The organism is Streptococcus sp. NSSLK0004, assembly GCF_059039125.1.
In genome coordinates this window covers 420300-440950 of sequence record NZ_CM180142.1, presented here as the reverse complement: position 1 = coordinate 440950, position 20651 = coordinate 420300, and the positions used below count along the sequence as shown (strand labels likewise).

At 41.0% G+C, this 20651-nt stretch carries 24 protein-coding genes and 1 riboswitch; of the genes, 5 read left to right on the top strand and 19 right to left on the bottom strand.

Annotated elements, in window-relative coordinates:
- Positions 1-36: 36 nt before the first annotated feature.
- Positions 37-459, top strand: a complete 423-nt coding sequence (locus AC4CS8_RS02390) for a hypothetical protein (RefSeq protein WP_493893378.1) — start codon at positions 37-39, stop codon at positions 457-459.
- On the top strand, positions 449-2269 hold the full coding sequence (locus tag AC4CS8_RS02385) for an acyltransferase family protein (protein ID WP_493893377.1): 1821 nt from the start codon (positions 449-451) through the stop codon (positions 2267-2269). Before AC4CS8_RS02390 ends, AC4CS8_RS02385 begins: the two co-directional genes overlap by 11 nt.
- Before the next feature lie 42 nt (positions 2270-2311).
- On the opposite strand, the gene AC4CS8_RS02380 is transcribed toward AC4CS8_RS02385, so the two are convergent.
- From AC4CS8_RS02380 to AC4CS8_RS02310, 15 genes are all read right to left on the bottom strand, one after another.
- On the bottom strand, positions 2312-2962 hold the full coding sequence (locus tag AC4CS8_RS02380) for a phosphatase PAP2 family protein (protein ID WP_493893376.1): 651 nt from the start codon (positions 2960-2962) through the stop codon (positions 2312-2314).
- Between the two features lie 23 nt (positions 2963-2985).
- Positions 2986-3534 carry an ECF transporter S component gene (locus tag AC4CS8_RS02375; protein ID WP_493893375.1) on the bottom strand — a complete coding sequence of 183 codons (549 nt, stop codon included), beginning with the start codon at positions 3532-3534 and terminating at the stop codon, positions 2986-2988.
- Positions 3535-3579: 45 nt separating this feature from the next.
- A riboswitch (FMN riboswitch) is annotated at positions 3580-3794 on the bottom strand.
- A 46-nt stretch (positions 3795-3840) separates the two neighbouring features.
- Positions 3841-4383: a tRNA (cytidine(34)-2'-O)-methyltransferase gene (locus AC4CS8_RS02370; RefSeq protein ID WP_493893374.1), complete on the bottom strand. Its 543-nt coding sequence runs from the start codon at positions 4381-4383 to the stop codon at positions 3841-3843.
- 270 nt (positions 4384-4653) lie between these two features.
- Positions 4654-6429, bottom strand: a complete 1776-nt coding sequence (locus AC4CS8_RS02365) for an oligopeptide ABC transporter substrate-binding protein (RefSeq protein WP_493893373.1) — start codon at positions 6427-6429, stop codon at positions 4654-4656.
- 181 nt (positions 6430-6610) lie between these two features.
- Positions 6611-6850, bottom strand: coding sequence for a membrane protein insertion efficiency factor YidD (yidD, locus tag AC4CS8_RS02360; protein ID WP_493893372.1), 240 nt, complete (start codon positions 6848-6850; stop codon positions 6611-6613).
- Entirely contained in the window at positions 6847-7590 is a 744-nt protein-coding gene (locus AC4CS8_RS02355) for a pseudouridine synthase (RefSeq protein WP_493893371.1), read from the bottom strand. The genes yidD and AC4CS8_RS02355 overlap by 4 nt, the downstream gene beginning before the upstream one ends.
- The gene (gene scpB, locus AC4CS8_RS02350; protein ID WP_493893370.1) at positions 7580-8149 is read right to left on the bottom strand and encodes an SMC-Scp complex subunit ScpB; all 570 of its coding nucleotides are present in this window, start codon (positions 8147-8149) and stop codon (positions 7580-7582) included. The genes AC4CS8_RS02355 and scpB overlap by 11 nt, the downstream gene beginning before the upstream one ends.
- On the bottom strand, positions 8133-8852 hold the full coding sequence (locus AC4CS8_RS02345) for a segregation/condensation protein A (RefSeq protein WP_493893369.1): 720 nt from the start codon (positions 8850-8852) through the stop codon (positions 8133-8135). The genes scpB and AC4CS8_RS02345 overlap by 17 nt, the downstream gene beginning before the upstream one ends.
- Complete coding sequence (xerD, locus tag AC4CS8_RS02340) at positions 8852-9583, bottom strand: site-specific tyrosine recombinase XerD (protein WP_493893368.1); 732 nt, start codon at positions 9581-9583, stop codon at positions 8852-8854. The genes AC4CS8_RS02345 and xerD overlap by 1 nt, the downstream gene beginning before the upstream one ends.
- Complete coding sequence (gene cbpB / locus AC4CS8_RS02335) at positions 9580-10032, bottom strand: cyclic-di-AMP-binding protein CbpB (protein ID WP_493893367.1); 453 nt, start codon at positions 10030-10032, stop codon at positions 9580-9582. The genes xerD and cbpB overlap by 4 nt, the downstream gene beginning before the upstream one ends.
- Complete coding sequence (locus AC4CS8_RS02330) at positions 10029-10556, bottom strand: metallophosphoesterase (RefSeq protein WP_493893366.1); 528 nt, start codon at positions 10554-10556, stop codon at positions 10029-10031. Before AC4CS8_RS02330 ends, cbpB begins: the two co-directional genes overlap by 4 nt.
- Positions 10529-11515, bottom strand: coding sequence for a nucleoside-triphosphate diphosphatase (locus AC4CS8_RS02325; RefSeq protein ID WP_493893365.1), 987 nt, complete (start codon positions 11513-11515; stop codon positions 10529-10531). The genes AC4CS8_RS02330 and AC4CS8_RS02325 overlap by 28 nt, the downstream gene beginning before the upstream one ends.
- Positions 11512-12306: a glutamate racemase gene (gene racE / locus AC4CS8_RS02320; protein WP_493893364.1), complete on the bottom strand. Its 795-nt coding sequence runs from the start codon at positions 12304-12306 to the stop codon at positions 11512-11514. The genes AC4CS8_RS02325 and racE overlap by 4 nt, the downstream gene beginning before the upstream one ends.
- Before the next feature lie 66 nt (positions 12307-12372).
- Positions 12373-12615, bottom strand: coding sequence for a YneF family protein (locus AC4CS8_RS02315; RefSeq protein ID WP_493893363.1), 243 nt, complete (start codon positions 12613-12615; stop codon positions 12373-12375).
- A 73-nt stretch (positions 12616-12688) separates the two neighbouring features.
- Positions 12689-13936 (bottom strand): diaminopimelate decarboxylase, encoded by a 1248-nt coding sequence (locus tag AC4CS8_RS02310; RefSeq protein ID WP_493893362.1) that lies wholly within the window; start codon positions 13934-13936, stop codon positions 12689-12691.
- A 131-nt stretch (positions 13937-14067) separates the two neighbouring features.
- Here AC4CS8_RS02310 and pepC point away from each other — a divergent pair, with 131 nt between their 5' ends.
- Positions 14068-15399, top strand: a complete 1332-nt coding sequence (pepC, locus tag AC4CS8_RS02305; protein ID WP_493893361.1) for an aminopeptidase C — start codon at positions 14068-14070, stop codon at positions 15397-15399.
- A gap of 51 nt (positions 15400-15450) precedes the next feature.
- On the opposite strand, the gene AC4CS8_RS02300 is transcribed toward pepC, so the two are convergent.
- From AC4CS8_RS02300 to AC4CS8_RS02290, 3 genes are read right to left on the bottom strand one after another with little or no spacing between them, the layout of a single operon-like run.
- Positions 15451-16152: a Bax inhibitor-1/YccA family protein gene (locus tag AC4CS8_RS02300; protein WP_493893360.1), complete on the bottom strand. Its 702-nt coding sequence runs from the start codon at positions 16150-16152 to the stop codon at positions 15451-15453.
- Between the two features lie 23 nt (positions 16153-16175).
- On the bottom strand, positions 16176-16658 hold the full coding sequence (locus AC4CS8_RS02295) for an HD domain-containing protein (protein WP_493893359.1): 483 nt from the start codon (positions 16656-16658) through the stop codon (positions 16176-16178).
- Between the two features lie 46 nt (positions 16659-16704).
- Positions 16705-17445: a TrmH family RNA methyltransferase gene (locus AC4CS8_RS02290; RefSeq protein ID WP_493893358.1), complete on the bottom strand. Its 741-nt coding sequence runs from the start codon at positions 17443-17445 to the stop codon at positions 16705-16707.
- 71 nt (positions 17446-17516) lie between these two features.
- Between AC4CS8_RS02290 and AC4CS8_RS02285 the strand changes: the two genes are divergently transcribed.
- Together AC4CS8_RS02285 and yidC are read left to right on the top strand one after the other, a co-directional pair.
- A complete protein-coding gene (locus AC4CS8_RS02285) occupies positions 17517-17798 on the top strand; it encodes an acylphosphatase (RefSeq protein WP_493893357.1) in 282 nt (93 codons plus the stop codon).
- A 69-nt stretch (positions 17799-17867) separates the two neighbouring features.
- The gene (gene yidC / locus AC4CS8_RS02280; protein WP_493893356.1) at positions 17868-18782 is read left to right on the top strand and encodes a membrane protein insertase YidC; all 915 of its coding nucleotides are present in this window, start codon (positions 17868-17870) and stop codon (positions 18780-18782) included.
- Between the two features lie 160 nt (positions 18783-18942).
- Here yidC and AC4CS8_RS02275 read toward each other — a convergent pair whose 3' ends face one another.
- A complete protein-coding gene (locus AC4CS8_RS02275) occupies positions 18943-20394 on the bottom strand; it encodes a trypsin-like peptidase domain-containing protein (RefSeq protein ID WP_493893355.1) in 1452 nt (483 codons plus the stop codon).
- Positions 20395-20651: the final 257 nt, after the last annotated feature.

Here is a 20651-nt window from a genome sequence, read left to right as displayed (position 1 = left end):
TAATCAATATAGTATATAAAAAAAGAGATGGTTGCTATGGATAAACAAATAAAATTTACAGTTTTTAATAGACCAATAACAGAACTTTTAACACGGAAAAATATTGAAATTTTCTGCATTATTCTCATCTTGGTATCTGCCCTATCTGTTTTTATCGGTCGTATTCCTACACAAAAGACTTTAACCTTGGATAACGGAGCAATCACCTATCATGGTTATGTTCTTTCCAATAAAATGACTGGAAAAGGAAAATTGACTTTTAAAAATGGAGATACCTATGAGGGAGATTTCAAAAATGGAATTTTCCATGGAGAAGGAACCTTTACAGCTGCTTCTGGCTGGACTTATGTTGGCGAGTTTAAGAATGGTCTGGCAGATGGAGAAGGAAAACTGACTACAGAAAATAAAACTATTTATGAAGGAAAATTTAAACAGGGGATTTATCAATATGAGGATTAAATGGCTATCAGCAATACGAGTATTGGGTTTAATTTGTGTCCTACTCTACCACTTTTTTATCAAATTTTTTCCTGGAGGTTTTCTAGGAGTTGATTTATTTTTTACCCTATCAGGATATCTGACAACTGCACTCCTGATTGATGAATTTTCTAGAGCTAACAGCATTGATCTTAAAGGATTTTTTAGACGGCGTTTTTACCGCATTCTACCACCATTACTATTGGTTATTGGTATCGTAACACCGCTAGCTTGGTTCATTCGAAATGACTTTTTGGCTGGAATCGGCAAACAAATACTTGCCGCGATTGGTTTTATGACCAATATTTATGAAATTTTAGCAGGTGGTGGCTATGAAAATCAGTTCACTCCTCACCTCTTTTTGCACACATGGAGTCTGGCTCTTGAAGTGCATTTCTATCTGATATGGGCCCTGTTGATTTGGGGGCTAACACGAATTGCCAAGACAGCTGGTCAGCTAAGAGGAATGATTTTTCTAACTTCTGGAGCAATTTTTCTTCTCAGCTTTCTATCTATGTTTGTATCCAGCTTTTTTGTAACAAACTTTTCTAGTATTTATTTCTCTAGTTGGACACACCTCTTTCCTTTCTTTTTAGGTAGTCTTTTAGCTTGTTTAACAGGAATCCAGCAAACTACTAGAGCTTTTCGACGAACTGTACAGCAATGGCCACGCAATAAAACTTTATTGGTTCTTATTACAGGATTTTCATTAGAGCTAATTCTTCTATTTACGTTTAAGTTTACAAGTATATGGACCTATCTTTTTGGATTTTTGCTGTCAGCTATTGCCACCTCCATAATGATTCTTGCAGCTAGAGTTCTTCATGAACAAACCGAAAATATAAAAGAACCTGCAATCTTACTCTCTATAGCAGACATTTCTTATAACCTCTATCTTTTTCATTGGCCTTTCTATATCATTTTTTCAGAGTTATTTGATAACCTGCTAGCAGTATTTCTCACACTTGTGTTGTCCATCCTTTTCTCTAGTCTATCCTTCTATTTGATTGAACCATTCCTCATTGGAAAAGTAGGTAAAATTTTTGGAAAAGAAATTAATCTAGCTCCTTATCGCAAACAATTAATGGGGGTTGCCGGTTTCCTACTTTCTCTTACCCTTATCACTTGCATCTTTGCACCAAAATTAGGAACACTAGAGCAACAAATGTTAGTAGACGGCCTCAACTTAGCAGACAGTCGGATGTCTCAAACCAAGACATTTGCTGAAAAAGGCAAAGCGACCGCCTACGAAGTCACTGACGGTGTCACGATTATTGGGGACTCTGTTACATTGCATGCAACTAGTCAATTAACCGAGCAAATACCAGGTGCTATCGTTGATGCACAAGGTAGTAGGAATACTACGCAAGCTTATGAGATTCTCAAAGTCAATATCGATAGCGGTACTCTAACAAAGAATGTCGTCATCGCAACCGGTACGAACATTGTCTACAATTATGAAGAAGAACTCAATAAAATTATAGAGCTTCTTCCGAATGGTTATCGCCTCATTTTTGTAACTCCTTATGATGGTAACTATGCATCATATGATAACCCAGTTGCAGAAAAGCAAGCTACTTATGAAAGACAACTAGCAGAAAACTATGATTACATTACGATCGCCGATTGGAATGCCGTTGCAAAGGCCAATCCTCAACTCTGGGTCGGTACAGATAATATTCACTTCGGTGGAGATAGTGCAACTAAATTGGAAGGTGCCACTCTCTTTGCACAAACAGTAAAAGCTGCTCTAGATACTGCAGAAAATGGACCTGTCAAACAACCAGAATAACTAAAAAATCAACCTCTTCACTAATTGAAGAAGTTGATTTTTTTATTTCTGTTTACTCTGAAAGCGCCATTCAAAGCGTTTTTGGTCATAATAAGGAAATAAAAGCAACAAAAGTGCCAATGCTAATAACCAACCACCGATAATATCTGTCGGATAGTGTACCCCAATGTAGATACGAGATACTGCAACTAGAACCGCTATAAGTATCAAGACAATTTGAATTAAGCGTTTCGCAAGCAAGGACTTTATCCGTTGGTTCACAATAATGACAATTACACCGGCAACCATCATAGTAGAGGCGGTATGCCAACTTGGGAAAGAATAACCGATTGTATCAATTAACCATTCAATACTAGGACGAGGACGTTGGTAAACATACTTCAGGGCTGTTGATGCTACCCCCATCGTTACAAAACTAGCAAGAATGAAATAAGCCTCTGCCTTCCATTGCTTCCTATAAAATAAAAATGCCAAAACCAAGCAAATTCCCAGTATCACGACAGTGTTTCCTAAAACCGTAATCGAGGTCCAAAAAGTCGTTGCAAAAGATGGCAAATCCCCACGAACAGCTGTTTGAATCGCTGTATCAAAAGCAGTCAAATTCCTAGGATAAAATTTGACTACATAGCCTAAGATAACAAAGGCCAGAGCAGTAAAAGATGCGTTTGTTAGATAAGTACGTTTATTTTTCATGTAGATAGGATATCAAGAAATCCTTAAACTTTCTTTATAATAGGACCAGCCGTTCTGTAAACAAGGAAAAATGCAACCGAAAACAGAATTCCTTCCACAATATTAAAAGGAATAACCGCATAAAGCATATAATATCCAATACCACCAAAATCTGCTGCTGACATATTAAAAACAGCCATATATAAAGGAAGGGCATAGAAATAATTCAGTGCTACCATTGAAATAACCAACCCAACGGTTGATAGAATAGAGGCTAGTATATAATTTTTAAAGGTCTGTTGCTTTTTCCACACAAAAGCAAAAACCAGAATAAATACCCCGACTGCAACAATACTCAAAGGCATTCCTATCAGGGAACCTGGATTTCCATTGAACAAGAGTTTCAAAACTGACCGGATAATCAGAATCAAAAAGGCACTTTTAACATCGAAAATAACCAATCCTATCAATACTGGAACAATGGAAAAATCCACCTGTAAAAAATCTGTGAACAGGGGAAATTGAAAATACATCAGTAGATAAGCTACTGCAGAAAGAATGGCGATTGTCACCATTTTACGTGTGTTTGTCATAGGTTCCTCCAATTTGTAACAAATTAGAGAAGCTTGAGGATATCCTCTCGTCTTCTCCCATCCAGACTATACTGTCGGTTGTGGAATCTAACCACATCAGCTTTCGCTCGCAGACTTCCAACGGGCTACTTTGCTCCAAACTTTGTTAGCTCATCTCGACATACTATTAGTATAGTCTTCGATTCGCTGCCTCGTCTTAAAGCAAAATCGCCTCGTTGTTCACTGCCGGTCGGGAATTTCACCCTGCCCTGAAGACTTCTTTATGATAACAAAAAAGCCTTGCATACGCAAGGTTTTGAGATTAGTTTATTTGAGTTTGTCGGTCTCGTAGGTATGGACTAGCTCCAAGCCTACAAAGTCTTGTTGACGAAGAGCTTCATAGATGACCATACAGACGGCATTGGAAACGTTAAGACTACGAACATGTTCATCATTCATAGGAATGCGAATAGCTTTTTCAGTATGCTGGCGCATGAAGTCTTCTGGTAAACCTGTATCTTCTCGACCAAATACAAAATAATGAATCTGGTCAGAGGAATAAGACCTGTCCGAGTAGGTCTGATCTGCAAATTTAGATACCAGATGCATTTGCCCCTGCTCTGCTTTTTCCATAAAGTCTTCCAAACTATCGTAAAAACGCACATCTAGTTTGTCCCAGTAGTCCAAGCCAGCGCGTTTCATCTTACGGTCATCAATAGGAAATCCCATCGGCTTGATGATATGGAGAGGACTGTTGGTCGCTGCACAAGTTCGGGCGATGTTACCAGTATTCTGGGGAATTTGTGGTTGAAAGAGTACCACGTGATTGCGTGACTGCTCCTCCGTATAAGAAAGCTTTTCGATATTCATAGTTCCTCGTTCATCTTGACAAAAAAAATGCCACACTGCCCGGAGTCAAGCTCAGCAAACAGTATGGTGAATGACGATTCATTCACTTAACTCACAACAGGTTTGAGTTAAATCAATGAAAATCTTGTTACTATTATATCACAAGAACATAACAAATCAAGTAATATGTGGTATTTTTTTAAGAAAATATTTTCAAAATGTTTTCAGCATAAAATAAAAAATAAGAATAGAACATTTTCCCGATTTCTATTCTTATTTTCGAAGTCAACCTTATTCGGCAGCAATTCCTTTTTCGGCAGTCAATTCGAGTTTTTCATGACTTGAGTTGCTATCCGAACCAATATAAACATCATAATATTTCACACGTTTATTTACCGCTGTAATACTTTCACGTTCAAAAGTCGGAATTGCAAAGGCTTGCTCGAAGGCATACTCTTGCCAAGCCTTGTAGTTTGCAATATTCTTCTCTTCATCAAACGATTCAGCTGATGCAATTTTATTCAGAAGAGCTGTGTTTTCATCCGAAACAAAGCGCGTATAATTGTACATAGCTTCTGGTCCCCAAAGGGTTGTTGGGTCTGGATCTAACCCTGCAATCCAACCTGCTAGATAGACATCAATTTCCGCATTATTCGCCGCTAAAGATTCATAGAAAGTATTGTACTCAATGGTACGTCCTGTATAGAGCTCCACATTCAGACCAATTTCTTTCCACCAAGCAATGTATTGCTGTACCAAGGTTTCTTGGGTTTCAGTAGATTCTTGAGCTGCAAAACTAATCGTGAATGGCTTCCCATTTTTATCTTCACGAATTCCATCTCCATCGACATCCTTATATCCAGCTTCATCCAACAATTCTTTAGCTTTTTCTGGATCATAGCTATAGCCAGCTAGTTCAGAATCATGAACGTCCCCAAAGAACGAAATAATGAGTGAATTGGCTGGATGGTACAAATTATTATATAACTTTTCACCAATAACTTCATTATTCAAAGCATATCCCATCGCTTGACGCAAACGGACATCGTTCATCTTTGCATCCGGATTCATGACATTCTTCCCTGTTGCTGCATCATACTCACCAAGATTGAAGCCAAGATAGTTATAGATTCCATCCAAACTACCTAGTAGAGTAATATTAGACAAATCCTTATAAGATTCATATTGATCTGTTGGCATATCAGCCATATCGTAATTTCCTGCCTTCATCTCGGAGACAATTGTGTCTGGTGAAACAATATCAATCTTATAACTATCTAACTTGACTTGTCCTTTAAAGTAATACTCGTTTGGAACATATGTAACCGACTCACCACTAACGATTTCCTTAACTTTATACGGTCCCATTCCGACAACTTTTGCCGTACGACTGTATTCGCTTGTTTCCCAATCTTTAACCGCGATATCCTTGAAAATATGCTGAGGCATTACCAGATAGGGAACACCGCCACCTGCATACATCATAGATGGATACATTTCTTTAACAGTGAGGACTACTGTATAGTCGTCTACTTTCTTCACCCCTGAAATTTCACTCGCTGTTCCAGCTTGAAATTCCTCAAATCCAACTATATTTGTATAAGTAGTATCTGCACGAACTCCGGTATAATCAGGACTTGCCAATTGTTCAATCGTAAAGATATAATCGTCAATTGTGAATGCTTGTCCATCTGACCATTTATAGTCTTGTCCTGTCAAACTAACGGTAACAGTTTTAGCATCTACATCAAACTCTACTTTAGCAAGACCTGAATCATCTAACTTACGTGTACCATCATAGCCAAACATAGAGATATCAACCATGTCTGCAAACGTTGAGTCCACTGCAGTCTGAGCAAGTTCATCAATTAAAATACCTGTAGATGGTGCTGACGCAACGAGAGCGTAATTAAATTGGCCACCTTCAATCACTTGACCATCATGGGTTACCTCAGATTCAAAAGCTAAATCTACATCATTAGTAGCTTCCTTGGTTTGACAAGCAGTTAAAACAGCGATTGAGAATAAGCCAGCTCCTGCAAGAGCAAGTTTTTTTGTTCTTTTCATACACATCTCCTTATATTTTATTTCAAATAGTATAGCATAACAAAGTATAATTATGCAACATCTCTAAATAAAAAATTCGGTTTTTGCTATATTCTTGATAATAAACCGGCTCTAAATCTGTTTTTTACATATTTTTTCTATAGAATGTGTATAATTTTTCAACACAAAAAAGTAGGTTTCCCTACTTCTGTATATTTTTTTTCAGACTAAATATCTCAGGAACTGGGTCTTCACCACCTTCAACAAAAGGATGACAACGCCCAATGCGAGCCAACCCCATGAGAACACCCTTGAGACCGTGCTTATTTATTGCCTCAATCATATAATTAGAACAGGTTGGATGATAGCGACAAGAAGGTGGAAAAAGAGGCGAAATCAGCTTCTGGTAAAGACGAACCAATCCTATTAAGAGGCGCTTCATCGTTTTTTCTTACCTGTCTGTGACTTGGTAACTGCCAAGGTATGCAACTTGCTAATATCTTTTTTATTGAGTTTACGAGCCTCTCCTGGATGCAAGCCTGTCAAATCCAAATTCCCAAAACGTGTCCGCGACAACTTATCCACTTGTAATCCAACCGCTTCAAACATCTTTTTCACCTGATGGTTGCGACCTTCGTGGATGGTCAGTTCCACCACAGAACGATTTTTGACTGGATCTACCTTAAGAATCTCATAGACTGCCGGTTTGGTTTTCTTCCCTTCAATCACCACACCCCGTGTTAATGGTCGCAAGACATCCTTATTGGCAATCCCCTTGACACACGCCACATAGACTTTATCAATCTCATTGCGGGGGTGAATCATCTCGTCGGTAAAATCTCCATCATTGGTTAAAATCAAGACACCAGACGTATCCCAGTCTAGACGACCCACTGGATAAATCCGTTCCTTGACCTGAGGCAAAAGGTCGACAACTGTCTTTCTTCCCTTGTCATCTGACACACTGGAAATGACTCCGCGTGGTTTGTGGAGTAAATAATAAACTTTTTCTTCGTTGTAAATGGGCTGTCCTTCGACTTCTACTTTGTCGCCTGACTTGATAATCGTTCCTAATTCGCGAACAATCTGGCCATTAACTGTTACCAAGCCTTGCTTGATTAATTCTTCTGCCTTACGGCGACTAGCTACACCTGCATGGGCAATGTACTTGTTAATTCTCATCTTCTATCTCATTTCTTTCTGTAAAGAGTTCGACCTCTTCTTCTACCAAGTCTAAGTCGGATACATCCGGCAATTCGTCTAGATTGTTTATTCCCATGTAGTCCAAGAAATAATCTGTCGTCACATAAAGATTAGGACGACCGATGACCTCTTTTTTTCCATTCTCACGAATCAAGTCAAAAGCCTGAAGCTTACTGATAGCTCCACTGGAATTGACCCCGCGAATGTCATCCACCTCCACACGGGTAATAGGTTGCTTGTAAGCTACAATAGAGAGCGTTTCTAACAAGGCACGAGACATAGTTTGATTAATAGGCGTTTTGGCATAGATCCGCAAGAGCTCCGCATAGTCTTTCTTAGTCACCAACTTATAGCTATTCGATGATTCCAAAAGAGAGAGGCCTGATTGACTATCTGATTGATATTTCTCCGCTAATTTTTCCAATTGTTGCAAGACCGCAGACGGTGTCAAATCCAGCATTTCTGCCAAATTCCGTACAGTCAGTCCTTCTTCACCTGCTACAAAGAGCAGAACTTCAATCTCAGCTATTCGACTCATTTTCCCTCCTCACTAGATAAATACTACCAAAGTTTTCCTTTTGTTCTACCTCAACTTCATGGACCTTGACCAGTTCTAAGGTTGCAAGAAAGATGGTAATAACTTCGTTCATATCTCGACTTTCTTTGAAAATATGGCCTAATTCCAAACGGTTAGCATCAGAAAATTGCCTCCGTACATAGTCCATCATGTCTTCAATCTTGTACTCATCGCGAGCAATGGTGGTGTGGGACTGGCGCAGACTAGCTTGCTTTTCAGCCATAACCTTGGAAAAGGCAAGAAAGATGTCAATCGTTGTCTTATCCTGTGCCAGAGTTATATCTTCATAGACCAAGTCTAATTTGGGTTTTGAGAAAAATTGGGCACGTTCATTGTGCTGTTTTCCTAACTTTTCACTGATTAACTTAAACTTGCGATATTCTTCCAACTGATCCAAAAGCATCTGTTCTGGATCCTCTTCCTCAACTTCCTGCTCTACCACTTTAGGCAAGAGTCTACGGCTTTTGATTAACATAAGCTGGCTAGCCATAACCATATACTCCCCAGCCACCTCCAAACGCATGGCCTGAAGGGTCGCAATGTAGGCTAAATATTGTTCGATAACTTCTGTAATCGGCACCTCATAAATATCCATTTGATACTTGGATACTAGATGCAATAACAAGTCCAAGGGGCCTTGAAAATCCTTTAATTTTATATCCATTACTTGTATTTTCCCAAACTACTTGATGTTTTCAAGCCTAATTCCTTGGCAACTTGTTCCAAGGATTGACCTGCTGACAAGCGACTCAAGATAAACTGTTCACGGAGAAACTGGGCGGTCCATTCCCTATGGCCTAATTGACCAACATACTCTGATAGACGATTAAAAAACCACTGCCGTGAATAGTTTTTCCCTTGTTTGTCAAAAAGATAGATTTGATTATTCCGAGTTTCCAAATAGGGAAGGAGCTGTTTGGGCAAGGAAATTATCCGCTTCTGTCCAGCTTTTTCTAAGGTCAATACTTGAAAATCCAAATCAATATTCTCTAATTTGAGTGTCATCAGTTCACTCGGAGTCAGGCCTAACTGACTCATCAAAAGAGCCATGAGCTGACCGTCTACGAATGCTGTTTCCCCCCATAATATTGATAAATCTGCCAAATCAGGTTTCGAAGTTGACAACATAGGACTACTGGGCGATGTCAACTTATAAAATCGCTCCAACTCCTCTCTCTCATAAAGAAAGTAGAGAAATTGATTGACAGCAGATAATTTCCGCCGTTGAGCTGTCGGTTTGAGTTGACTTAAAAAGGCCTGATAGAGAGCCAATCCCTGTTGGTCTATACTCGGACAAACCTCCAAAAACTGTTGGAGATCCCCCTTGTAGGCCTGCTTAGACTGAACTGCTAAGTCTTTCTGATCAATAAAGGCTGTAATCAGTGTCGTATTCATGCCTTTTCCTCTCCAAAGCCCTGATGATGAAGCAGAGCATTGATGGCTTTTAAAATAGATTTTCGGGTAATAATACCTAAAAACTGCATGTCTTCCCCCACAACGGGAACGAAGGATTCATCAATCAGTTTACGCATGACTTCAGTCAAGTCATAGTTGGCTCCAACCGTCGCTACTTCTGTCTTAGCGATTAGAGCGATGTCCTGCCCCAACTCTTCATCTGTCAAGCCATTTTCAGACTGATAACGAAGAATCTCTGTCAGACCTATTGTCCCAAAAAAACGGTTGTCTTCAGTCACAACAGGTACGCGAGAGTAAGTCATATGACTGAGCAAAAGTTTCGCATGATCCATGTTGTGCGTATCCACAATCACTGCTAGTTTGTCAGCAGGAGTCAAAAATGTTTCTTCCTGATCTAATAAAAATTTTTCAAATTGAGGTGCAATCATCTAGCAACTTCCTTTGTTAATGCTGGGTAAGGCTGGTGTTGGCGATTATAATAAGTCACTTTGAACTCCTGATCCGTGATGGTCACCAAAGCATATAGACATTCTCTGACCACGCCACGTGGCTGACTAATGGATCCCGGATTGAGAAAGAGGGTTTTTCCCCTTACTTCCGCATCTGGTACATGAAGATGTCCGTAGAGACAGATATCAGCTTCTACCTCTTGTGCCCAATAATCCAAGCGTTGCCAACCGTAGTTAATACCATAGAGATGGCCATGAGTCTGGGCAATGCGTACAGAATCAAGATCAATCACTAGAGTATCAGGAAATTGTCCCCTATAATCACAGTTCCCATTAACAACATAGATCCCCTCCCAGATCGAATCGTCACTGTCTAACTCAGAATCACCATTATGAAAAATAGCATCTACCTTTCCTTGATAATGATATTTGATATTTTCTACAATGTCTCTATCACCATGAGAGTCACTCATGACTAAGATTGTTTTGCTTGCTCCTGCCATACTGGAAATGCCCCCACTAATTTTTCTAATGCTTGTGCCCGATGGGAAATCTGATTTTTCTCTTCCAAGGTTAGCTCAGCCGAAGTCTTACCTGTTTCTCCAACCAAGAAAAGCGGATCATAACCAAATCCATTCTCCCCGCGTAGCTCCATTCCGATAAAACCTTCCCAATCTGCTTCTACCACTAAACTCTCACGATTGGGGGCAGCCATAACCAAGGTACAGTGAAACTGGGCTGAGCGATTTTTCAGGTCAAAGACCATGGCCAACTCATGCAGGAGCTTTGCATTATTAAGCTCATCTGTCGCATCTGGACCTGAAAAACGGGCCGACCAAACACCTGGTAAGCCACCTAGGGCATCAACTTTCAAACCTGAATCATCAGCCAAAACTATCTTCCCTGTCAGCTCTGCAATGGTTTCAGCCTTAAGTCGAGCGTTTTCCTCAAAGGTCATCCCAGTCTCTGCCACATCAGGAAGGTCTGGGTAGTTATTGAGATTCTCCACTTGGTAGCCAAATCGCTCAAAAAACTTGCGAAATTCCTTAGTCTTGCCCTCGTTTTTTGTTGCAATTAAAATGGTATCGCCCACTGTGGTCAGTTGCTTCTCTTTTCCGAAGAAATCTGCCGTGCTAACTCCTTCTTTGGGCAGGTGTACCAAGAGTAGTCTGTCACCCTCGGTCACTAAGATAGCCCCTTTGTGTTGCACAATGCTGAGTGAACGCCCCGACTGCTGATTAATAGTTTCCACCAAAAAACGAAGGAAGTGGAAATGAGCTGCTAATTGCACAACGTGTACTTGAAGCCCTTCAATTCCCAATTCTTTTACCAAAGCATGAAACTGATCCTGAGCCTGTTCGTAAACTTGGTCATCACCAAAGCAAGTCAGGTAGTTAAACTCCTCCCACTTACCGATAAACCAGTTTTGATCGTCTTTATATTCGTATATCTTATCTGTCATAGTTCTACATGCTCCACTTCAATCGCCATACCTAGCCAATTTTCTGCAATCTCTCGAAAAGCTGCTGGGCTAGCTGTTGTGTAATACCGGTGCTGGGTGCTAGTTTCGGTCCGACTGCGGTTGATTTCAAAATAATTGAGTAGGACTGAAATGTCCCGTGCACATTCTGCTCCAGAGTCAATCAGTTTGACCTGCTCTCCCATGGCATTTTGAATAATAGGCCTCAAGAGCGGATAATGGGTACAGCCCAAGACCAAGGTATCCACCTTCCCTAGCATGGGACGGAGAGTCTCATAAACCACCTTCTTGGCTAAGCTCGACTGGTAGTTATTGGATTCCACCAGCGGAACAAACTTAGGGCAAGCCAAACTTTCCACCTGCATATCAGGAGAAAGTGCTTGAATTTTCTTCCGATAGATATCCGATTGGACAGTCATGGCCGTTCCTAAGACTCCAATTTTTCCTGACTGACTAGCCTTGATTGCTGCAGATGCTCCCGGAAGAATGACTCCTAAAACAGGAATTTCTAACTTCTCCTTGACTTCTTCCCATGCAACTGCTGTTGCAGTGTTGCAGGCAAAGACAATCATCTTAACATTTTTTGTCAAAAGAAAATCCACTAGTTGCCATGTATATTCTTTTATCTGTTCAGCGGGACGGGGACCATAGGGCGCCCGAGCTGAGTCTCCGATATAGACGATTTCTTCGTGGGGTAACTGTCGCATGAGTTCACGTGCTACCGTCAGACCTCCCACTCCCGAATCTAAAAATCCAATAGGTCTATTATCCATACATTCTTCCTGTACTTACCCGAAATAAAAGGACTTGGGAATGAATCCCCAGCCCCAGTTGTTTACTTATTTTTTCTTATTTGCTACTTTTTGTTGGCTCTTGATTTGGCGCAATACCTGTTGCACCTTTGCCTCGCTTGGTTTTTGACCCATTTGGCTCATCATCATGCGAAGGGCATTTTCATCCAAAATTGGCTTATCTGCGATATAGTTCTCCACTTGTTTGCGCGCCAAGAACATTCCCAAAGCGACGCCACCTGCAAGTGCTACAAGCACTAAAATAATTACTAAAACGATATCTAATTGCATATCAATCTCCTCAATATTCTTAATTCTACATAACTGTCTACATTATACCAAAATTCAACTTGTTTTCCAAGACTTACCTGTCAAAATCAAATCCATATAGGGTTGCAAAGTAATCTTCTGGAGTTTCTGCCCGCCGAATCATACGCGCTGTGCCATCTTCCTGTAAAAGAATTTCAGAGGAACGCAGACGACCGTTGTAGTTGTAGCCCATAGAGAAGCCGTGGGCACCGCTATCATGGATGACCAAGGTGTCTCCTACTTCTGCGCGTGGTAATTCACGATTGACTGCAAACTTGTCGTTGTTTTCACAGAGGGAACCTGCCACATCCACCACTTCGATTGGGGCATCTGGGCGGGTGATGTTGGTGATGTGGTGGTAGGCTCCGTAAAAGGCTGGGCGCATGAGGTTGGCAGCTGATGCATCAACTCCGATGTAGGTACGATAGGTTTCCTTACGGTGAAGGACCTTGGTAATCAAGTGACCGTGTGGCGCCAACATAAAGCGCCCCAATTCCGTAAAGATTTTGACATGTCCCATACCAGCTGGCGTGAGAATTTCCTCATAGACCTTGCGAACTCCCTCACCAATGACAGCAATGTCGTTTGGTTCTTGCTCAGGACGATAGTTAACACCAATACCACCAGATAAGTTAATAAAGTCTAGAGTTACTCCAGTTTCTTCACGAATTTCCAAGGCTAATTCAAAGAGCTGTCGAGCCAAAACAGGATAGTAGTCATTTGTAACAGTATTTGATGCTAGGAAAGCATGGATACCAAATTCCTTGACACCCAATTCTTTCAACTCTTTATAGCCTTTCATCAACTGCTCTTTGGTCATTCCAAACTTAGATTCTTCTGGATGGTCCATAATATCAGTACCTAGTGAAAAGACCCCACCCGGATTGTAACGCAGGCAGACAGTTTCTGGGATACCGGCAACATTTTTCAAAAATTCGATATGCTCATAGGCATCCAAGTTGATGGTTGCCCCAACTTCTCTGGCATAGACAAATTCTTGCGCTTGTGTATCATTCGAAGTAAACATGATATCTTTAAAGCCCAATTTTTCACTCATCAGTACTTCAACATCCGTTGCACAGTCCACTCCACAACCTTCTTCTTGAAGAATTTTTAGAATGGCCGGCGTTGGAGTTGCTTTAACTGCAAAGTATTCCTTAAATCCCTTATTCCATGCAAAAGCTGCATTCAAGGCACGTGCCTTCTCACGAATACCCTTTTCATCGTACAAGTGAAAGGGAGTCGGAAATTGGGCAGTAATTGCTTCTAATTTTTCTTTACTTAAAAATGGTGTCTTTGTCATATCTCTACCTCGTCAATTATTTTTCCTATTATATCACAAATATGTAAGGAACTGTATCTTTCAACTCCATCAAATACTTGCAAAATAAATTATGAGCGCTATAATGTGAATATCAAAAAAAGGAGCAATATATGTCAACATTAGATTATGAATTTACAGAACGCTTGTACGCCGACTATCTAGCTAATCCAAGCCTACAAGCCACCGAGAATGCCGTTAGCCACAATGGTCTTTTGAAATCTTTAGAAACACGTCAAAGCGCTATTGACAATGATTATGTCTTTTCAATTGATTTGACCAAGGATGCTGTTTCAAACCAAAAGGCTTCTGGACGTTGCTGGATGTTCGCAGCACTCAACACATTCCGCCACAAACTCATCTCTGACTTCAAATTAGAGAACTTTGAGCTGTCTCAAGCCCACACTTTTTTCTGGGATAAATACGAGAAATCCAACTGGTTCCTAGAACAAATCATCGCCACAGCTGACCAAGAAATTGGTAGCCGTAAGGTAAAATTCTTATTGGACACCCCTCAACAAGATGGCGGTCAATGGGATATGGTTGTTGCCCTATTTGAAAAATATGGTGTTGTCCCAAAATCCGTTTACCCAGAGTCTATTTCGTCCAGCGCCAGTCGTGAGCTCAATCAATACCTTAACAAATTACTCCGTCAAGATGCACAAATCTTACGTGACCTCCTAGCAAAAGGAGCTTCTTCGGAAGAAGTTCAAGCTCAAAAAGAAAATTTACTTCAAGAAATCTTTAACTTCCTAGCTGTCAACCTTGGGCTCCCTCCACGCAACTTTGACTTTGCTTACAGAGATAAAGACAATGTCTATCACCGTGATACAAATGTGACACCTCAGGCATTCTACGAAAAATACGTAGGCTTGAAACTATCCGACTATGTCTCCATTATCAATGCTCCTACAACGGATAAACCATACAATCAATCATATACAGTCGAATTGCTTGGAAACGTTGTTGGTGCTCCTGCTGTCCGCTACCTCAATGTGGAAATGAATCGCTTCAAAGAATTAGCTATTGCTCAACTCAAAGCTGGTGAGTCTGTTTGGTTTGGTTCCGATGTCGGTCAAAGTAGCAATCGCCAAACTGGTATTATGGCAACAAACACCTACGACTTCTCCTCAGGTCTTGGCATCCGTTTCCACCAAGACAAGGCTGGAAGATTAGACTATTCCGAAAGTTTGATGACTCATGCTATGGTTTTAACAGGGGTAGATCTAGACGATAAGGAACAACCTCTCAAGTGGAAAGTAGAAAACTCTTGGGGAGACAAAGTTGGTGATGAGGGATATTTTGTTGCATCAGATAGCTGGATGGACGAATACACTTATCAGATTGTTGTCCGCAAAGAATTCCTCACGCCGGAAGAGCTTACAGCTTATCAAGCTCAACCGCAAGTCCTAGCCCCATGGGATCCAATGGGGGCTCTAGCGTAACGAAGAACAGCATACAAAAAAGAGGCCGAGCCTCTTTTTTGTATTTCACTATTAATCTCTACTTAAACCACCAAAGATACGAAGTAAGTTAAGGAAAAGGTTAACAAAATCAAGATAAAGTTGCAAAGCCATGGACACGACCCAACCTTGACCAACATTTCCACCAGTTTGTTCAAAAACATTACGGATACGTTGGTTGTCATAAGCAATCAAGCCTGAGAACACCAAAACAGAAATGATAGACATCATAAAGCTCAATCCAGAGCTACGAAGAAAGATATTAATGACACTTGCAATAATAATTCCCCATAGAGCAGCACGCAATGCTTGTCCCATCGCCGATAAATCTTTCTTAGTAGTCGCTCCGATAACAGCCATAACCACAAACATCAAAACCGCGGTCAAGAAAGCTGTCAATACTGTTTCACCAGTATAAGCCCAAAGTACAATACTAAGCGTAAAACCATTTAAAGCTGAATAGCCAACAAACATCGGTAAGGCCATTGGGCTATTTTTAGCCGCCATAGCTGATGCAGCAAAAACAAGGGCAATCTCCGCAATCATAATCAGCCAAATCACCATAGGCGAGCTAGTCACAATACTGTAGGTGATTGGTAAGAAAACCGTTGTAGCTAGAGATGCAACCAAAGCTGAGATACCAAGACCAGCTGCAACAAATCCATAGATTTTAGCAAAGAAACGGTTTAGTGCCGTATTATCAACCTGATTGATAATAAATTCATTGTTATTCATATAAAACTCCTTTTGATAGAAAATTAACTAAAGCGTAACATCTTGCGGTTTTTCCACAAAGTCTGAAGAGGCAAGGTCGCCTCACGAACAGCCCAGTATTTGTCCACACAAGTGACAACCCAAGCTTCCTTGTAGCGCGGCGGTGCCAAAGTTGCCCCAAACATATGCTTGATGATAATGTCTTCTTCCACCTTGTTGAGCTTAGTCAACTTGCGGGCATTGCGGACAGCAATCCGAGGATGTGTCCATGCATGACTCTTGGTGAACTTGGTGTCTCTCCAATCGTAGAAAAATAGGTCATGAAGGAGACCGCCCCGCGCCGTAGCCCGAGCATCCCAACCAAACTTTTTCGCAATCTTATAGCTTGTATAGGAAACATTAATCGAATGTTCCAAACGCGTAGAGTGATAATGGTGGGTAATATCCCCCAATTTCTGAACCTTGGGACTAGCAATTAACCGCCCCACATAGTGCATATATTCCTTATCTTGTTTGTAAACTGTCATACCATTTCCTCATTTCTAGATTATACCACAGTTTACCGCGCTTGACTTAAATAAAGCTAAAGAGCAAAATTCCTGCCGCCACAGCCACATTCAAACTCTCCGCCTGACCAGGCATGGAGATATGGACCAGCTGATCAGCCTGTTCCGCTACTAGCCTTGAGATCCCCTGCCCCTCATTTCCCATGACAATGGCAAAGCTAACAGCAGGTTTGACTTCCTTATAATCAACTGACTGGCTTGAGAGAGTCGTTGCGAGGACCTGCACCTGATTTTCCTGCAAATGCGTCAGGAGCTCCGCTATGGGCATACGGTAAACAGGCAGGTGGAAGTGGCTGCCTTGCATAGACCGCAGGACTTTCATACTGTAGATGTCAGCCGACTTATCCGATAGAAAGACCCCGTCGTAACCCGCCGCATCCGCAGTGCGAATCATAGTTCCGACATTGCCTGGATCCTGCACATCTTCTAAGACCAGGTAGCGACCTGTCAACTCTACTGGCAAGGTCTGTTTAGGAAGGGCCAACTGGGCTACAACTCCCTGCGGTGTCTGACTGTCTGCCAAATCCTGCAAGACCTCTGGACTAACCAGCTTTACATTTTCTAGACCTGCCACTCTGTCCGCATAGTCTTCTAAAACGAAGACCTGCTCGATGACCGCTTCCGCCTGTCTGGCTTCTTCCAATAGGTGCCATCCCTCAATCAGATAAGAAGACCTACGGTATTTTTTCTGATGTAATTTCTTGGCCTCTTTGATACTGGCATTGGCCTTGGAACGAATAATTTCCATGCTTTCCTCATTTCTTTCGCTTTGCATTCATGATATAATAAAGTTAAGTTCTTGTCAAAAAGGAGAATCCTATGAGAAAGGTAAAAATGATTGCCTCTGGTCGTGTTCAAGGTGTTGGATTTCGCTGGTCTGTTCAGTTTTTAGCAGTGGAAATCGGAGATATTTACGGCAGGGTATGGAATAACGAGGACGGGACCGTCACTATTCTTGCCCAGTCGGAAAACAATGAGAAGCTCAGCCATTTTATCCATGAAATCCGAAAAGGTCCCTCTCGTATGGCCAAAGTTACCTATCTAGATGTCGCTTTAGCCAATTTCGAAGACTATAAGGATTTTCAAGTTACTTATAGATAAAACTTGTATATTTTGAACAAAAAAAGTAAAATAGAAGGTGCTTTATATAAAGAAAGGGAATACTTACACGTGAAAAAAATCAATCGTCTAGTCTTGTCAGGTTTGAGCCTGACCACGCTTTTACTCCTCTCTGGCTGTGTACAGACCGATAAGGAAACCGGCAACCCGACAGGAATCGTCTGGGATTTACTCGGACAACCTATGTCTTACCTGATTAAGTTCTTCGCTGAAAATCAAGGATTTGGTTTCGGCCTGGCCATTATCATCGTGACCATTTTGGTCCGTCTTGTCATCCTACCACTAGGTATCTATCAATCCAAAAAGGCTGCCTATCAGTCTGAAAAGATGAACTACCTCAAGCCTGTCCTAGCTCCAATACAAGAACGCATGAAAAATGCTAGTTCTCAAGAAGAGCAATTAGCTGCTCAACAGGAACTCCTGGCGACTCAAAAGGAATACGGTGTCAGCATGTTTGGAGGATTAGGCTGCTTACCAATCTTGATTCAGATGCCTTTCTTCTCTGCACTCTTCTTTGCAGCTCGCTATACACCGGGTATTTCAGAGGCTAGCTTCATGGGGATTAACCTTGGTTCGTCCAGCTTAGTTTTAACAGCTATTGCCGGCGTCCTCTACTATGGACAATCCCTCTTGATGATGGTCGGTATGGATGAGGAGCAGAAAAAACAAATGCGCACCATGTCCTTGATGAATCCGCTTATGATTGTCATGTTCTCGTGGTCATCACCAGCTGGAGTGACGCTTTACTGGGTAGTCGGAGGGGTATTTGGTCTAGTGCAACAAGCCATTACCAACTTCATTATCAAGCCTAAGATTCGTAAGCAGGTTGAAGAAGAATTCAAAAACAAACCTCTCAAATCTAACGATCGCAAAGCAAAAGATGTAACACCGAAAGCATCTGCCATCATTGAGGAAAAAATATCTAAAAAGAAAAACCGCAACGCAGGCAAGCAACGTTCACGCTAAATTGAGAAAAAACTTATAAAAATAAAAAGCACTCCAAATCAGAGAAAAACTGTAACAATTGGAGTGCTTTTCTTATAATCTGTTTAAGAGATAGAGATAAAAAAAGTAGTGAGTACTTTCTCCCGTCGGAGATCTCCTCACTACTAATCTTAGTATGTTTTTATTGAAGAGTATAGAAAGCTATGCCTTCATAATTCCAGCCTCGTTTACGCAAGGTATCACTTTCATTTTTATCAGCTGTATACAAATGAACTTTTAAACCTGGGTGATAAAGGCGATAAATAGGTTTGGTACCACTTGAATACCATGCAATCCCTTCATATCTCCATCCACGTGTGCGAAGAACATTACGTTCGTTTAAACTAGTTGTGTAAATATGCTCACGAGTTCCTGAATGGTACAGACGATAAACTGGAGTACCAGTGGATGCTGTCTTAAATTTTGGTCCTTCATATTTCCAACCAGCTTCTGCTAATTTAGCAGCCTCATCCATATCTTGCGTATACAAATGTCGCTGAATTCCTGGGTGATAAAGACGGTGAGTATCTCGTCTAGTCTTCTCACTGGAATTTGTGATTTCCAAATTTGTCGCCTTCTCATTTTTTGCATACTCAATCAAACGGAGTGTATCTGCCTTCACTTGACGTGCAACGTTAAAGGTCACTCCTCCATTTGTAACTCCTGCAATATGGATTCCTACAATCTGATTGCTGCTATTAAGAACAGGACTGCCACTTTGACCACCTTCCGTATCAATCGTGTAGGCCATCAAGTTCCCCTCCAATGCTTCAACTCCACCAAACATCGTATACATGGTATAATTTTTGCTTGTTGGTGTAGGATATCCTGGGACTTGAACACGTTGTCCTACGGAAACATTGCTAACTGGAGCAAGCGAACCTACTGCACTATTTACAGAACGATACAGTTTGATAACCGCCATATCATATTCTGAGTCACCACCATTAAATTTATATTTCCTGAAAATATACAGCTCTTTAGATCCATAGGAACCATATGGGTAGTTACTACCTGTACGAGCTGGATAAGCTGTTACATAACTTGCATAGCTACCTGACTCTGCATCATAGACATTATGAGCTGCTGTTAAGATTGTATCCGGACCAACCATAACCCCTGTACCATAGCCAGTTCCATTCCAGAAAGCTGAGCGGAGTAAAACAATCTTACGGTAAGGGTTAGTTGTTGGACTAGAAACTTTAAATCTATTATCTGTACCAACAATCTTCTCTAAAATACCTTGAGAAGACAGGATAGATTCTATATCACCGCTAAGACCTGCTTCAGTTTTCGCATCTTCTACTGACACTGAACTCGTTGATGAAGTCGAGCTACTTTGTTCTCCTAAGCTACTAGTGCTACTTTCAACAGTTGAGCTAGAAGAATCTCCTGTACTGCTACTATCACTGGTCGAAGAACTGATACTAGTATCAAGAGTGCTACTAGTATCAAGGGTGCTACTAGTGGAATCCTCAACAACACTAGTCGAGCTAGATGTGCTCTCTGTTGTAGACTGATCCGTCGCCTGTGCAACTGGTGCAAAACTTGCCACCAGCAAGACTGATAATAATAATAACGAAATCTTTTTCATATGACTTTCCTCCCATTTTCCATTATATCTTATGCAAGAGTCTTTGTAAATAGTTATTTCTGTGCGCACACTACATTGACAAGAAAGAAGAAAGTTGCATTTATAAGCCTAGTGTCTACAAACAGGTTTTCATTTCGTTGGATACCCTTGTCTTAAATCGGATGTTACTAGGAAGTCGATTAAAAGTGGAAGACTGAACTTTTCCATAATGAGAGTAGGTATAACAGCATTGATCAGATATAGCCATAAAAAAAGCA